Source organism: Bradyrhizobium pachyrhizi (genome assembly GCF_001189245.1).
GTDB lineage: Bacteria > Pseudomonadota > Alphaproteobacteria > Rhizobiales > Xanthobacteraceae > Bradyrhizobium > Bradyrhizobium pachyrhizi.
Genome location: NZ_LFIQ01000024.1, coordinates 89,048 through 104,656, shown reverse-complemented (window position 1 = coordinate 104,656; position 15,609 = coordinate 89,048). Strand labels below are relative to the sequence as shown.

Genomic DNA, 15,609 nt, shown 5'->3' with positions numbered 1-15,609 from the left:
CCGCGGAGACAACCCCTCACCCAGCTTCGCTCTCGCGAAGCCACCCTCTCCCACAAGGGGAGAGGGTGCACCTATTGCGCGACTAGCGCCTCACGGCGCGACCGTGACCGGAGAGAAGTCGACGAACCAGCTCTTCGGCTGCACAAAGCCCTTGATCTTCGGGCTCATCGCGCGCGGTGCGACATCGTGGGCGACATAGAGGAAGGCCGCGTCGTCGACCGAGGCCGCATGCAGCTCGGCGAGCGCGGCGTCGCGCGCCGCCGGCTCGAAGGTCTGGCGGGCCTTCTTGACCAGCTCGTCGAACTTCGGGTTGTTGTTGAAGCCCCAATTGTTCGACACCGGCGGCGCCATGCCCGACTGCAGGAAGCGCACCAGCGCGAAGAACGGATCCATCGCAGCATAGGTGACGTTGATGGCGTTCGAGCCGTTGGCGGTCGGATCCTTGGTGCCGCGCCGCCAATTGGTGAACAGCGTGTTCCACTCGATGACGTCGAGCTGCACATCGAAGTAGCACTCAGCCAACGCCTGTTGCAGATACTCGTTCATCGGCAGCGGCAGCATCTGGCCGGAGCCCGATGCCGAGGTCTGGATCTTGACCGTCAGCTTCTTGTTCGGACCGAAGCCCGCCTCCTGCATCAGCTTCTGCGCGGCCGGCTTGTCGTACTTGATCTGGAAGGTCGGGTTGCCGCGCCAGGGATGACCGGGCTCGAACGTGCCGGTCGCCGGCACCATCAGGCCGGCGAGCAGGCCGTCACGCAGCCCCTCGCGATCGATGCAGAGATTGGCCGCCTTGCGGACGCGGATATCATTCCACGGCGAGCCCTCGACGCGCGAGAACTGCCACGGCCAGACATGCGGCTCCTCGTTGGAATAGAGGTTGAAGCCACGCTGCTTGATTTCGGGCAGCGCGTCCGGCGCCGGCGCCTCGATCCAGTTGACCTGTCCCGACAGCAGCGCCGCGGTGCGGGCGTTGGCTTCCGGCATCGGCAGCAGCACCATCTTGTCGGCCTTCGGCACCCGTGCCTTGTCCCAGTAACTCTCGTTCTTCACCAGCTCGAGCCGCTCGCGCGGGGTGAAGCTCGACATCTTCCAGGGGCCGGTGCCCGACGCATCCTTGGCGAACGCGGCCCACGCGGCCTGCGACTTCGCCTTGGCATCGGCGCCTTCGGCCTTGTCGTAGAATTTCTGCCACTTGGCCGGGCTCGCCATGAACAAATTGGTGAGGTTGATCGGCAGGAAGCTGTCCGGCTCCTTGGTGGTCAGTTCCACCGTCATCTCGTCGATCTTGCGCGCCGAGACCAGCGTCGGCATGCGCGAGGCGGTGACGCCGACCTGGCTCGCATCGTACTGCGGCGCGTCCTGCTTCAGCACCTTGTCGACGTTCCAGACCACGGCGTCGGCGTTGAACGGCGAGCCGTCATGAAAGGTGACGCCGGGGCGCAGCTTGAAAATCCACTTGGTCTTGTCGGCATCGTCGACCTTCCACTCGGTTGCGAGGCCGGGGATCATCGCGCTTGCCTTGTCGGACGAGGACAGGTCCCACATCGTCAGCGCGTCATACATCGTCAGACCCGTGAAGCGATTGCCCTCAAAACCCTGGTCGGGCTGGCCGAGCGTGCGCGGAATATCGGCAGCGGTCATGCCAATGCGCAGCACGGTCTCGGCGCCGGCAATCGCCGGCACGCCCGTGGCTATCGCAAGCGCCAGCATGATCGCCGTCGCATTGGTTTTCCTGTTACGCATCTGAGCAGCCCCTTCGAGTCTGGTGACGTTTTGGTGATTATTTCTTGGGCAAGCGTATGCAATGCCTGTGCCAAGGGGAATAGTTCATCAGCAAATAACCGCCGGGCGCGTCATTTCTTCCCACCTCGCGCCTGAACGAAGCGAAGATGCCTATTCTGGCATCATGCTTGCAGGATTTGGCTCCAACGTCTTTCCAACGGAGCCTTCATATGCGTGCGCGCAATTCGATCCTGATGGCGGCAATGACGCTCGCCTTGACTGCGGGCTGGCCGGGCACATCCGCGCAAGCAGAGTCCATTGTGCGCTACGGCATTTCGATGGCCGACATTCCGCTGACCACCGGCCAGCCCGATCGCGGCGCGGGCGCCTACCAGTTCACCGCCTACACGATCTACGATCCGCTGGTTGCCTGGGAGATGGATGTTGCCGACCGGCCGGGCAAGCTGGTGCCCGGGCTCGCGACCGAATGGAAGGTCGACGACAACGACAAGACCAAATGGCGCTTCACGCTGCGCAAAGGCGTCAAATTCCACGACGGCAGCGACTTCAATGCCGACGCGGTGATCTGGAATCTCGACAAGGTGCTGAACGACAAGGCACCGCAATTCGACAAGCGGCAGAGCGCGCAGGTCAAGACCCGTCTACCTTCGGTTGCGAGCTACGCCAAGGTCGACGATTTCACCATCGAGATCACCACCAAGACGGTCGACTCCTTCTTTCCCTATCAGATGCTCTGGTTCCTGGTCTCGAGCCCCGCGCAATATGAAAAGCTCGGCAAGGACTGGGACAAGTTCGCCAGCCAGCCCTCCGGCACCGGTCCGTTCAAGCTGACCAAGCTGGTGCCGCGCGAGCTCGCCGAGCTGACGAAGAACCCGGACTATTGGGACAAGAAGCGGCTTGCGAAGGTCGACAAGATGATCCTGATTCCGATGCCGGAGGCGCTGACCCGCACCAACGCGCTGCTGGCCGGCCAGGTCGACCTGATCGAAACGCCCGCGCCCGACGCCGTGCCGCAGCTCAAGGCCGCCGGCATGAGGATCGTCGACAACGTGACACCGCATGTCTGGAACTATCACTTGAGCGTGCTGCCGGGCTCGCCCTGGACCGACATCCGCCTGCGCAAGGCGCTCAACCTCGCGATCGACCGCGACGCGGTGGTTGGCCTGATGAACGGCCTCGCCAAACCCGCCAAGGGCCAGGTCGATCCGTCGAGCCCGTGGTTCGGCAAGCCGACGTTCGAACTGAAATACGACCTCGCGGCCGCGAAGAAGCTGGTGGAGGAAGCCGGCTATTCGAAGGACAAGCCGCTGAAGACGACTTTCATCATCGCCCAGGGCGGCACCGGGCAGATGCTGTCGCTGCCGATGAACGAGTTCCTGCAGCAGAGCTTCAAGGAAATCGGCATCGACATCGACTTCAAGGTGGTCGAGCTCGAGACATTATATACGCACTGGCGCAAGGGCGCGGCGGACGAGATGAATGCCGGCATCACCGCCAACAACATCGCCTATGTCACGTCGGATCCGCTCTACGCCATCGTGCGGTTCTTCCACTCCGGCCAGGTGGCGCCGGTCGGCGTCAACTGGGGCGGCTACAAGAACCCGAAGGTCGATGCGCTGATCGACGAGGCCAAGCAGACCTTCGATACCACCAGGCAGGATGCGCTGCTGGCGCAGGCGCACGCGCTGATCGTCGACGATGCCGCGCTGGTGTGGGTGGTGCACGACACCAATCCGCACGCGCTGTCGCCGAAGGTGAAGACCTTCGTGCAGGCGCAGCACTGGTTCCAGGATCTGACGCAGATCGGGCTGGAGTAAATCTTCCTATCGTCGTCCCGGCGAAAGACGGGACCCATACGCCGCCGCCGCCGCAATGGGCACGCGGCGAGACGATCTTCCGTCAACGGCCATTCGTGGTTACGGGTCCCGGCCCCCCGTGCGCAATTGCGCACTAGGCCGGGACGACATCGGGTTTGCGTCGGCTATTTCGTCGTCAACGCGAATGCGCCGTTCCAGTCGTCGGGCGGCGGCTCCTTCTGGAAGGCGTGGATGCGCGCCTCGTAGAGGCGGTAGAGATATTGCAGCGTCTGCGCCTCGTCGGTCTTGCGGCCGCGTTCGATCGCGGCGAGCGCGCCGTCCCAATCGCGGCCGCGGTAGCAGGCGAGCATCTCGATGGTCAGGTTGCGCAGCCGCTGGAAGCGGCCGGAGTTCGCGACATCCTCGCGGCCGGCGATCGCATAGATCACCTCGGGCTCCTTCTTGCCCTTGACCATGATGAAGTCGAGCTCGAGGATCGCAAGCTTCTCCTTCACCGCGAGCGCGGTCTTCGATCCCACGATGATCGGAAAGCCGTATTCCTTGGACTGCCCCTCGAGCCGCGAGGCCAGATTGACGCTGTCGCCGAACACCGAATAGTCGAAGCGCACATCGGAGCCCATATTGCCGACCACGCAGGAGCCGGTGTTGAGACCGACACCGATGTTGAGCGGCACATAGACGTGGCCGCCATCCTTCGCCTCCTGCTCGCGCTCACGGTTGAGGTCATCGACGCGCTCCAGCATGTCGAGCGCCGCATCGCAGGCGTTGAGCTGGTGCTGCTTGTCATCGAGCGGCGCGTTCCAGAACGCCATGATGGCGTCGCCCATATATTTGTCGATGGTACCCTTGCGGGCGAGAATCGCGTTGGAAAGCGGGGTGAGGAAACGGTTCATCAGCGCCGTGAGGCCCTGCGGATTGCTCTTGTAGGTTTCCGAGATCGAGGTGAAGCCGCGCATGTCCGAGAACATGATGGTCATCTCGCGTTCCTCGCCGCCGAGGACCAGCCGCTCCGGCGACTGCGCCAGTTGCTCGACCAGCGCGGGCGACATGTACTGCACGAATTGCGACCTAATCTGCCGGCGCTGCTGCTGCTCGCGCACGAAGGCGGAGAAGATCAGCGTGAGATAGATCGCCGTGGTCGACATCAGCGGATAGGTGAAGTCGATCAGCAGCCGGTGCTGGGAATAGAAATACCAGGACGTGCCGATCAGCACCGAGGCGAACATCCCGCCGACGGCGACCAGCGTGATCGGACCGAATTTCGGCGCGAAAGCGATCACCAGGAGCCCCATAATCAACGCGGCGAAGAACTCGATGCCGATGCCGTAATTCGGCTGCGAAACGACGTCGCCGGTCAGCGCGCTCTCCAGCACCTGGGCGTGAACCTCGACACCGGGCATCGCCGGCGTCACCGGCGTCGTCTTGATGTCGTTCAGCCCGGTCGCTGAGGTGCCGATCACGATCAGCTTGCCGGCAATTCGGTCCGGCGAGACGCGCCCGTCCAGCACATCGACCGCCGAGACATAGATCGAGGGATCGCGGCGGGCGTAGTGGATCCAGAGTTGGCCGTGGAGATCGGTCGGGATCGCAAAGCCCTTGAGGCCGAGGCTCTTGATACCGGCCTTGTCGGCCTTGATCAGGATCGTGCCCGAGCCGCTCGCCACCCGCAGCATCTCGAAGCTCAGCGACGGCATGGTGATGCCCTGCGCCACCATGATCATCGGCACGCGCCTGACGATGCCGTCGCGCTCCGGCCTGATCGTGAACAGGCCGCGCCCGGCGGCCGCCTCCTCGAGCACCGGTACGTTGCGCAGCAACCCCGGGAACATGAACATGAAAGGCTGCGGCTCCTCGCCGAGCATCGCAAGTCCGGTGACCGGAAGCTTTTCGTTGAGGTCGGCGCGCACGTTGGGTCCGCCGGATTCGCCGAGCACCACGCGCGAGTTCTTGATGGCTTCGGCCATGATGCTGTCGTTGCTCGGCAGCTGCCGCAGCCTGGCGCGCATCTCCTCATCGAGGCTGTTGAAGGTATCGGCGGCGATATCGGGGTTGAGACGATCCGGCTCGGAGAACACCGCGTCGAACGCGATCACCACGGCGCCGAGCCGGGTGAGATTGGTGACGATGTCGGCGAGCCGGGTCCGCGGCCACGGCCACTGTCCGAGCCGGGGATCGGCGAGGCTCTTTTCGTCGATGTCGACGATGGTGACGGGCCGCGCGGTCTTCTGGCGCGGTTGCAGCGCCTGGAATGTGTCAAACGTCCTGACGCGAAGCTCCTGAACCGGAGCCGGATCCACGATCCGCAGCGCAGCAATGCCGATCAACAGCGCCACGCAGACCAGCCGCGCGTAGCCGAAGCGCCGTGCGAACCACCTGCGTATCGCCTTCAGCCGTTTCATGCCATCTGGATATCACGCGCGCAGAATTGTTCCAATCGAGCAAGCACGCAGTGCACAATCAGCCGGACCAGACCCGCGGGCACGGCCGCGCGTCCGTCACGTAAAATGAATGATGAAGTCGTTCTGGGACAGGCTCGCCTTCGCAACATTGTGCAATGTGATCGTGTCTGCGCCGTCAACCGTGATCAGCGTATCCGCCGAATTCGTCGGCGATGTCGCAACATGCTGATCGAACCAGGTACTGAAGGTGCTTGCCGAGACGACCGTGGACAGGTCGATCTGGTCCTCGCCTGGCGTGAAGTTCAGGATCGTGTCGTGGTTGAAGTTCGGCGCAAACACGAACTTGTCCTGATAACCTGACCCGAAGAACACGTCCTTGTCGCTGGTCCCCGTCAGTGTCACCGGCTGCGGCGGGTCCTGCTGGACGTTGAAGATCAAATTGACCGTATCGGTTGCGCCATGGCCATCGGTCACCGAGAGCGCGATCTTGTCGGTCGCTGGAGCTGTCTGGCCGGGGTTGTAAACGAGGCCCGGCGATCCAAGCGCGGTGTTGATGCCGGAGAGAAGCCCCTCCTGCGACGAAGGCGCAACGCTGCTGCCCGCACCGGGCGTCGTCACCGCGGCCATGGAGAAGGTCTCGTCGGACGTCGCATCGGCGTCCGTCACGGTCAGGCCGGAGATCGTCTCGGTCCCGTTGGGATGTTCGGTGATACTGACGTTGTCGGTGTGGATCACGGGCGCGTCGTTGGCGCCGATCACGTCGATCGTCAGCTTCGCAGTCCCGATGGCGCCATGCGCGTCGATCGTTTCCACATCGAACGTGTCGGCATAGGTGCCCTTGCCGAGCGCGTTGATCGCGGCGGCATCGGGAACATAGCTGTAGGTGCCGTCCGGGTTGACGGTCAGCGAGCCGTAGAGGCCTGCGGTCTGCGTGACCGCGGCGTGATCCGAATTGAGCGCGGCATAAGTCAGCGTTGCGGTTTCGCCATGGTCGACGTCGTTGCCATGGAGCGTGCCGGTCAGCGTGCCGAATGTGTCGTTATCAGCGGTATCGGTGAGCGTGCCGGCACTGAAGTCGGCGAGTGTCGGCGCGTCGTTGGCGCCGTTGATCGTGATCGTCACGGGCTCGTTGACGACGCCGCCATGGTGGTCGTCGATCTGGATCGTGTAGGTCAGCGTCAGCGTCTCGCCGAGGGCGAGATAGTCGAAATTCTGGTCCGCGGCCGAGAACGTCCAGGTCGACGATCCGATTGAACCGCCAGTCGCGTCTGTCAACGTCCCCAGCGACAGCCAGTTCAGGATCGTGGACTCGTCGGGCAGGCCCGTGGTCGCCCCGGATTCGGCGACGCCGGTGATGGTCATGGTGTGGGTGTCGCTGAGATCCACATCGGTGAACGTCACGGTGCCGGATGCGTTGTCCAGCGTCGATGAACCGGTCGTATCGGGTTGTTCGGGGATGATGGCCGCCTGAGGCACCGACGTGACGATCGGCGCGTCATTGCTGCCGGTAATCGTGATCGTGACCGGTTGGCTGATCACGCCGCCATGATGGTCATTGACCTCGACCGTATAGGTCAGCGTCAGTGTCTCACCGTCGGCAAGATAATCGAAATTGCGGTCGGCGGCCGAGAAGGTCCAGGCCTGGGATCCGGCGATCCCGCCGGTCGAATCGGTCAGCATCCCCAGCGAGAGCCAGTTCAGGATGATGGACTCGTCCTCAGGCAGGCCTGTGGTCGTTCCGGATTCCGCGACGCCGGTGATGGACACGATATGGGTGTCGCTGAGATCGACGTCGGCAAATGTCACCGCGCCCTGGGCCATGTCGAGCTTGATCGATCCGGTCTCGCCGATCATCTCGGGGACCGTGGCGGTCGGCGGCTCCGACGTGAACGTCGGCGCGTCGTTGGTGCCCGTGATGGTGATGGTGACGGGCTGGGTGACGACGCCGCCGTGATGGTCGTCGACCTGGATCAGGTAAGTCAGCGTCAACGTCTCGCCGACAGCGAGATAGTCGAAATTCCTGTCGGCGGCCGAGAAGGTCCAGGCGCGCGATCCGGTTACGCCGCCGGTCGAATCCGTCAGCGTGCCGAGCGACATCCAGCCCAGTATCGTCGCCTGATCGGGAAGCCCCGTGGTCACGCCAGTTTCGGTGACGCCGGCCACGGTGACGCTGTGGGTGTCGCTGAGATCGACATCGACGAAGGTCACGGTACCGGATGCGGTATCCGGCACGACCGAACCGGTCGTCTCCTCGGCTTCGGTGATGGCGGCCGCCTGGGTCGGCGAGGTGATCACCGGCCTGTCGTCGGTGCCGACGATCGTGATGGTGACCGGCAGCGTGACGACGCCGCCCTGATGGTCGTCGATCTCGACCGTGTAGGTCAGCGTCAGCGTCTCGCCGGTGGCGAGATAGTCGAAGCTCCTGTCGGCGGCCGAGAACGTCCAGGAGCGCGATCCCGTCACGCCATCGGTCGAATCGGTCAGCGCGCCCAGCGAAAGCCAGGTCAGCACGGTGGCATGGCCGGCAAGTCCGGTGGTGACGCCGGTCTCGGTGACGCCGGTGATGGTGACCGTATGCGTGTCGGTCAGATCCGCATCGGTAAACGTCAGCGTGCCGTGCGCCGTATCAGGCTGGGCGGAATTCGTCGTTGCTGCGAGTTCGGTGATCGAACCGGCCTGCGCCGAGGACGTCACCACCGGCGTGTCGTTGGTGCCGGTGATCGTGATCGTGAAGGTCTTGAACGTAGTCTCGTTGTTCGGCGCGAAATTGTTATCGACGCGCGCGACATAGGTCAGCGTCAGCGTTTCCCCGGCAGCCAGGAAGTCGAAGGCGCTGTCGGCAAGGTTGTAGGTCCAGGTCGCCGAACCGGCATTCTTGTTGTTCGGATCGGGCTCGAGCAGCAACGGGATCTCGACGGTCTTGATGGCCGCAAGCTGCGCTGCCGTCAGCGATGAGGTCACGTCGCTGCCGTTGGCGTCCCGGTAGCTGAACGCGGAATAGCCGACCTTCGCACTCGGTATGTCGCCGACATTGAGGTCCAGCCATTTGATCTGGCCCGTCGCAGTGTCGAACAGCCCGCTTTGGGTCAGCCCCGGCCGCTCGGTAAACGCCGCGTCCTGGGTCACGACCTGCGGCGGCCCCGGGATGTGGTCGATCCTGCTGTTGGGAACGCCGCCGGCCTGAGGGCCGGTCGTGTTGACGAAGGTCAGCAGAATGATGATCGGCGCGCCACCGTCGCTGCTGGTGAGCTTGAAGCTGCTCGAGACCGGGACGACACTGTCCGTGAAGTTGGTTGTGAGCTTGGTGTTGGGATTGTTGTTGTCGGTGAACTTCAGCGCGAAGACGTCGGAGATCAGCTTCTGCGCATCGGTCGACAGTTGCGCCGACGAGACGAAGCTGACGCTGCCCTGGCCGTTGACGATGGTCTGGGTGCCGGCCTGATCGACGGTCGCGATCGGATTGAGCGTCGTCTTGTCGAACAGGATGTAGGAGCCGGTGGTGCCATCGGGCTCGACCAGCACCTGGAATTTGGCCGGCGGCACGCCGCCGGTGCCCTGCACGTCGAAATCGATCTCGACCAGCACCGCGGTGCCGCGGATGCCCATGGTCGCGACCGGCGTATCGACCTTCATGTCGCCGTGCTTGGCGGTCGCGCCGGCAACGAAGGAGATCGTGCCCGAGACCAGACTCATCAGCGACGTATTGCTCGAGCCGTTCGGGTCGTAGATCATTTCGTTCAGCACCATCTTGGCGTTCGGTCCGAGACCGAACACGGTGCCGTCGATGAAGGTGATGCCGAGCGTCGAGTCGCCTCCGGACTGCACCACGTCACCCTTGTTGACGTTATCGCCCTGGTTCAGGACGATCGCGACGCCGTTGCGGATGGCCGTCGCGTTCCCGGTCAGCTTGGTGACATGGCCGATGACCTTGGCCGGCTCCGCCGCGCCGCCGGCCTGGGCATATTGGGCATAGCCGGTGAGTGCGTTGACGAGATCGCCGGTGAGATGCGCGCCGTCAGGCGACGCCAGCGGCGCGCGCTTTTCGCCCTTGAAGTAGTCGTGCAGGACGAGTTCCCGATCTTCCTTCGCGATGACGAGATCGAGCCCGGTCCGCTTGAAGTCGCCGGTGAACAGCAATTGCCCGTCGTCGACGATGATCGCGCCGGGCGGAGCATGCGTGGAAACACTGTCGACGTGCACGTATCCACGGGCATAAGCGTCCGTGTTCGGCAACAGGCCGTCGAATTTCTCGACAAAGTTCACTGCGGATCACCGCACGAGAGTTAATATTGTTAAAATATCCGAATGATTATGCCTGCATATCATCGGATAAAGCTTGGCGAAACCACTCTGTGCTTGCGCAAGGTGGTCCTGTAGTGCGGTTTGACTGGATGTGACTTGGCTCACGCTGTGAAGAGCCGTGTAGTTCGGATTCGCTTGACGGTATCATAAGGTGGTATTTAAGCCAAGATACGTACTGAGCCACGTATTCGTGGTATTGATTGGCATTTCTGTACTTGCCTCTATTTCCCCTTAGCCCAGAGCGGGCATTTGACCCCAATTTCCCGGCCAAAGCTGTGACTTAGCTTACAAATCACAGCAGTCCCGTGCGCGGACCGGCCGGGTTAACCAGAAGGCAAGGATGAGTTGCAAAGCAGTGGAAAAAGGTTCGCCGCTTCCTTTCACAAACCGGTAAAGTTTTCGGGACCCCAAGCAGGCGCCCTTTAGCCTCTTCCCCTGATTCCCCACATCTTAAGTCGATTCGAAGGGATCGTTCGCCATGCTGCCCGGCATGAAACGATCCGGTCGCGTGCGCGGTGCAATGTCCACCCGCCGATGAGCGGACAGGGGGTGTCAGATGAGATTCTCGCTTCGCCCGCTGGCGCTGCGCGCCGTCATGCTGGGCTTCGGCCTGGCGCTGGCCGCGCCGGTTGCCGAGCTCAATGCCGCTTCGCTGCTTTCGCCCGGCCCGGCGACGCTGATCAGAAAGTCGACCGAGCCGTTCGGCCTGACCACCAGCCTGCTTGCCGACGGCGGCCTGCACGACAAATGGCTCGGCGTGCAACGCCAGCTCGCCGACGAATTGGAGCAACTGGCAGCCTGCGAGAGCGACCGCGGCGGTTGCGCGTCGCCGGCGGCGCTGCGATTCCTGGCGATCGTCGATGCCGGACGGGCGCGTCAGGGTCGCGCCCGGCTCGGCGAGATCAACCGCGCGATCAACCTTGCGATCCGTCCGGGCAGCGATCTTGCGGCCTATGGCGAGCCCGACGTCTGGGCGCCGCCGCTCGCCACCTTCGCCCGCGGCAGCGGCGACTGCGAGGACTATGCGATCGCGAAACTCGTGGCGCTGCGCAAGGCCGGCGTGGCGCCGGAAGATCTGCGGATCGTCGTCCTGCATGACCTCGTCGGCGGCGAAGACCATGCGGTGGTCGCGGCGCGGCTCGACGGCCGCTGGCTGACGCTCGACAACCGCCGCATGGCGATGATCGAGGACAGCGACATCAGGAGCTTTCGGCCGACCTTCGTGATCGACCAGCACGGCGTCAGCCGCTATGTCGATGCCCCGCTCGTCGCCGAGGCCGCGTGGCGGCCGGCGGCGCGGACGAACTGATCGCGTCATTCCGGGACGATGCGAAGCATCGAACCCCAATTCGCAATTGCGAATTGGGGAATCTCAAGGCTTCCCGGTGCGCAACTGCGCACCTGCGGTCTAGCGCTCACGCACCATCTCGGAATGACGATCCCGAGAAATGCCGCTCAGAACATCAGATTGTCCTTCACCAGCACCCAGCGGCCGCCCTTGACCTGCTGCACCTGGGTGATGGTGTTGGCGAGATGATCCGTCTTGGAGAACTTGGTCGGCGGCGAGCTGAAGATGTCGAGGAACTTGTCGCCTGACTCGAGCGAGTCCAGCATCTTCTGGCCGGAGAGATCCTTGCCCGCCTTCTGCGCGTAGAAGGCGAAGGTCATCACCGCGTTGTAGCCGATGATCGCCTGGGTATTGGCGTCGGTGTTGAACATCTTCTTGTAGTTCACCAGCCAGTCCTTCACCTTGCCCTTGGCCGTGTCCTCGTAGGGGATCTCGAAGCCCGACGCCGCATAGAGCCCTTCGACGGCTTCCTTGCCGAGCGCCGGCACTTCGAGCACGTTGGTCGGGGTGGCGCCGAGGAAGGTCACGTCCCAGCCGAGCTTCTTCGCCTCGTTCATCGCGCCGATGGTCTCGCGGATCACGGTGCCGAGCACGACGAGGTCGCAGCCGTCGGCCTTCATCTTGGCGACCTGCGCCGAGAAGTCGGAGGCGCCGCGCTTGTAGCTCGTGACCGAGGCCGGCTGCACCTTCATCGCGCCGAGCTGCTGGGTGAAGCCGTCGAGCACGTTTTTGCCGTACTCGTCATCCTGATGCATGATGCAAGGCTTCTTGAAGTTCTTCCACTCCATCATGTATTTGAGCGCGGCGCGCGTGCTCTCGACATAGGGCAGGAGGTTGTTGAACTTCAGCCGCTCCTGCGGCTTGGCGGGATCGAACTTGAAGGTGAACTCGGCGGCCGTCAGCGGGAACAGCTGCAGCACGCCGGCATCGAACAGGATGTCCTGCGCGGCGAGCACGGTCGGCGAGCCCATCGGTCCGATCATCGCGAACACCTTGTCGCGCTCGACCATCTTCTGCGAGGCCAGCACCGCCTTCTTCGGATCGTAGCCGTTATCCTCCAGGATCATCTTGATCTTGCGGCCGTTGATGCCGCCGCCGGCGTTGATCTCCTCAACCGCCATCTTCATGCCGTTGGACACCGGAACGCCCCAGACCTTGATCGGGCCGGACAAGTCCTGATGCGTTCCGATCACGATCTCCGTCGGCGAGATGCCTTCATTGGTGACCTTGGTCTGGGCTGCGGCCGGCAGACAGGTCAGCGCCAGCGCGCTCACCGCAAGGCCCAGCGCCTTCAGCGATTTCGACATTGCAGTCTCCTCCTTACATGGCCCATGTTGAGCGAAGGGTCGGGCCGGCTCGCTCCCTCGCCAATTTCCTTCTCCTCGGCTATGCCACCGCCCGCTCGCCATACATGGCGTCGATCTCGGCGGCGTAGCGCTTGTTCACGAAGCTGCGCTTCAGCTTCATGGTCGGCGTCAGCTCCTCGTCCTCGGGCGTGAGCTGGCGCTCGATCAGATAGAATTTCTTGACGGTCTCGACGCGCGCGAACTTCACGTTGACCGCCTCGACCTCGCGCTGGATCAGATCCTGGATTTCGCGGGCGCGGCACAGGCTCGCGTAATTGGTGAACGGGATGTCGTGATCCTGGGCGTACTTCTCGACATTCTCCTGGTCGATCATGATCAGGCAGGTGAGATACGGCCGCTTGTCGCCGATCACGACCGCGTCCGAGACATAGGGCGAGAATTTGAGCTGGTTCTCGATCTCGGACGGCGTGATGTTCTTGCCGCCGGAGGTGATGATGATGTCCTTCATCCGGTCGGTGATCTTGACGTAGCCTTCATTGTCGATCGTGCCGACGTCGCCGGTGTGCAGCCAGCCTTTGGCGTCGATCGTCTCGGCGGTCCTCTCCGGCTGATTGAGATAGCCCATGAACAGGAAGTCGCCCTTGATCAGGATCTCGCCCTTCGGGCAGATCATCACCTCGCCCCAGGGCGCGGCCTTGCCGACCGAGCCGAGCTTGATGCGGTCCGCCGGCATCATGGTCGCGACGCCGCAATTCTCGGTCTGGCCGTAGACCTCGCGCATGTCGATGCCGAGCGCGAGATACCAGCGGATCAGATCCGGCGAGATCGGCGCGGCGCCGGTCAGTGCGATCCGGCAGCGGTCGAGCCCGAGCATGCGGCGGATGTTGCGGAACACCAGCCAGTAGGCCGCGCGGTTGGCGAGCCGCAGCGACAAGGGCGGCGTCTCGCCCTGCAGCCGGCACTCGGTCATCCGGTTGCCGATCGCGAGCGCGCGGGCATACATCCAGTTCTGGAACGGGGTCGCATCCTTCAGCGCGATGGTGATGCCGGAATAGAACTTCTCCCAGATCCGGGGCACCGCGAGGAATGCGGTCGGCTGCACCTCGCGCAGATTGTCCGGCACCGTCTCCGGGCTCTCGGCGAAATTCATCACCGATCCCAGCGCGAGCGAGAGGTAATAGCCGCCGACCCGCTCGGCGACGTGGCAGAGCGGCAGGAACACCAGCCGCTCCTCGCTGTCAGTCGAGGGGTAGAGATCGTTGGCGTGGCGCATCTGGTGCGTCACGCTGCGGTTGGAGTGCATCGCGCCCTTGGGCGGGCCCGTGGTGCCGGAGGTGTAAACCAGGATCGCGAGATCGGAGGCGGTGCGGCTGCCGGTCATCTCGTCCCACAGCGCCGGATTGCCCCAGGCATGATTGCGGCCGAGCGACGTGAATTCCGCAAGCGACAGCACCATCGGATCGGAGAAGCCGGAGAGGCCCTCCATGTCGAACACGACGATCTTCTCCAGCGTCGGACAGCGCGACCGGCAGGTCAGCACCTTGTCGAGCTGCTCCTCGTCCTCGACGAAGATCACCCGCGTGCGGGAATCATTGATGAGGTATTCGACCTGCGCCGCCGAATCGGTCGGATAGATGCCGGAGGAGACGCCGCCGGCGCACAGGATGCCCATGTCGGCATAGACCCATTCCGGCACCGCGTTGGCGATGATCGAGCCAACGTCGCCGGGACGGAAGCCTGTGGCATGCAGGCCGTAGGCGATGTCCTTGGAGATCTGCAGCCATTCGCGCCAGCTGGTCGGTTGCCAGATGCCGAACTTCTTCTCGCGGATCGCGGGCCTGTCGCCACGCGTTTGAACCGCGAGCAGAAAGCTCCTCGCGATCGTGTCGGCAACCGTCAGCACCGCTGGTCCTGCCATGCGCGCTCCCTCCTCTGCCGCCCGTCTCACCCGCCGGCCCTTCGTGCCGGTCTTGTTGGCGAAACGGGCCTGAAATCTAGCTCCAACTCTCTTTCAGTGCCAAACCTTCCTCGGCGCCATTGCCAGCGCCCAGTCATTCTCAACGCCACGTCTTCTTCTTTTTCCAGCGCCGCTCGCCGCGCGCGCCGGCTTCCTTGGCGCCGAGATAGAACTCCTGGATATCGGGTGAATTCATCAGCCGCTCGCAGGTGTCGTTCATGACGACGCGGCCGATCTCCAGCACATAGCCGTAGTGCGCCGTCTCCAGCGCGATCTTGGCATTCTGCTCGACCAGCAGGATCGACATGCCCTGCTCCTCATTGACGCGGCGGATGATGGTGAAGATCTCCTTCACCAGGATCGGCGACAGCCCGAGCGACGGCTCATCGAGCAGCAGCAGCGTCGGCCGGTTCATCAGCGCCCGCCCGATCGCCAGCATCTGCTGCTCGCCGCCCGAAAGCTGCCCGGCCGGCTGGCCAAGCCGCTCTCTCAACCGTGGAAAATAGCCGTAGACGCGATCGAGGTCCTGCGCCACACCGTCGCGGTCCTTGCGCAGATAGGCGCCCATCATCAGGTTTTCGCGCACCGACAGGAACGGAAACACCTCACGCCCCTCCGGCACGTGGCTCAGGCCGAGCCGCACGATCCGGTCGGCCTCCATGCGCTGGATCGACTTGCCGAGGAATTCGATCGAGCCCTTCTGCGGGTCGAGGATCCCGGAGATCGTCTTCAGGAC

At 63.5% G+C, this 15,609-nt stretch carries 8 protein-coding genes; 2 read left to right on the top strand and 6 right to left on the bottom strand.

Going from position 1 to position 15,609, the window contains the following annotated elements; translation table 11 throughout:
* Positions 1–90: 90 nt before the first annotated feature.
* Positions 91–1,743, bottom strand: a complete 1,653-nt coding sequence (locus AKL29_RS01295; protein ID WP_050382519.1) for an ABC transporter substrate-binding protein — start codon at positions 1,741–1,743, stop codon at positions 91–93.
* A gap of 209 nt (positions 1,744–1,952) precedes the next feature.
* Here AKL29_RS01295 and AKL29_RS01290 point away from each other — a divergent pair, with 209 nt between their 5' ends.
* Positions 1,953–3,560, top strand: a complete 1,608-nt coding sequence (locus AKL29_RS01290) for an ABC transporter substrate-binding protein (protein WP_050382518.1) — start codon at positions 1,953–1,955, stop codon at positions 3,558–3,560.
* Positions 3,561–3,724: 164 nt separating this feature from the next.
* Here AKL29_RS01290 and AKL29_RS01285 read toward each other — a convergent pair whose 3' ends face one another.
* On the bottom strand, positions 3,725–5,959 hold the full coding sequence (locus tag AKL29_RS01285; protein WP_050382517.1) for a CHASE2 domain-containing protein: 2,235 nt from the start codon (positions 5,957–5,959) through the stop codon (positions 3,725–3,727).
* 96 nt (positions 5,960–6,055) lie between these two features.
* Positions 6,056–10,222 (bottom strand): VCBS domain-containing protein, encoded by a 4,167-nt coding sequence (locus AKL29_RS01280; protein WP_050382516.1) that lies wholly within the window; start codon positions 10,220–10,222, stop codon positions 6,056–6,058.
* A 595-nt stretch (positions 10,223–10,817) separates the two neighbouring features.
* On the opposite strand from AKL29_RS01280, the gene AKL29_RS01275 reads away from it, so the two are divergent.
* On the top strand, positions 10,818–11,570 hold the full coding sequence (locus AKL29_RS01275) for a transglutaminase-like cysteine peptidase (RefSeq protein WP_050382513.1): 753 nt from the start codon (positions 10,818–10,820) through the stop codon (positions 11,568–11,570).
* Between the two features lie 146 nt (positions 11,571–11,716).
* On the opposite strand, the gene AKL29_RS01270 is transcribed toward AKL29_RS01275, so the two are convergent.
* The 3 genes from AKL29_RS01270 to AKL29_RS01260 form a co-directional block, all read right to left on the bottom strand.
* Positions 11,717–12,916: an ABC transporter substrate-binding protein gene (locus tag AKL29_RS01270; protein ID WP_050382511.1), complete on the bottom strand. Its 1,200-nt coding sequence runs from the start codon at positions 12,914–12,916 to the stop codon at positions 11,717–11,719.
* A gap of 79 nt (positions 12,917–12,995) precedes the next feature.
* Positions 12,996–14,834, bottom strand: coding sequence for an AMP-dependent synthetase/ligase (locus AKL29_RS01265; protein ID WP_028336608.1), 1,839 nt, complete (start codon positions 14,832–14,834; stop codon positions 12,996–12,998).
* Positions 14,835–14,973: 139 nt separating this feature from the next.
* Positions 14,974–15,609 (bottom strand): ABC transporter ATP-binding protein (locus AKL29_RS01260; protein WP_244481665.1); only part of this gene is annotated, 636 nt, incomplete at its 5' end.

Bases quoted from the DNA above. Each gene is read 5' to 3' on its own strand.
- AKL29_RS01295 (WP_050382519.1), bottom strand. From the start codon at position 1,743: ATGCGTAACAGGAAAACCAATGCGACGGCGATCATGCTGGCGCTTGCG.
- AKL29_RS01290 (WP_050382518.1), top strand. From the start codon at position 1,953: ATGCGTGCGCGCAATTCGATCCTGATGGCGGCAATGACGCTCGCCTTG.
- AKL29_RS01285 (WP_050382517.1), bottom strand. From the start codon at position 5,959: ATGAAACGGCTGAAGGCGATACGCAGGTGGTTCGCACGGCGCTTCGGC.
- AKL29_RS01275 (WP_050382513.1), top strand. From the start codon at position 10,818: ATGAGATTCTCGCTTCGCCCGCTGGCGCTGCGCGCCGTCATGCTGGGC.
- AKL29_RS01270 (WP_050382511.1), bottom strand. From the start codon at position 12,916: ATGTCGAAATCGCTGAAGGCGCTGGGCCTTGCGGTGAGCGCGCTGGCG.
- AKL29_RS01265 (WP_028336608.1), bottom strand. From the start codon at position 14,834: ATGGCAGGACCAGCGGTGCTGACGGTTGCCGACACGATCGCGAGGAGC.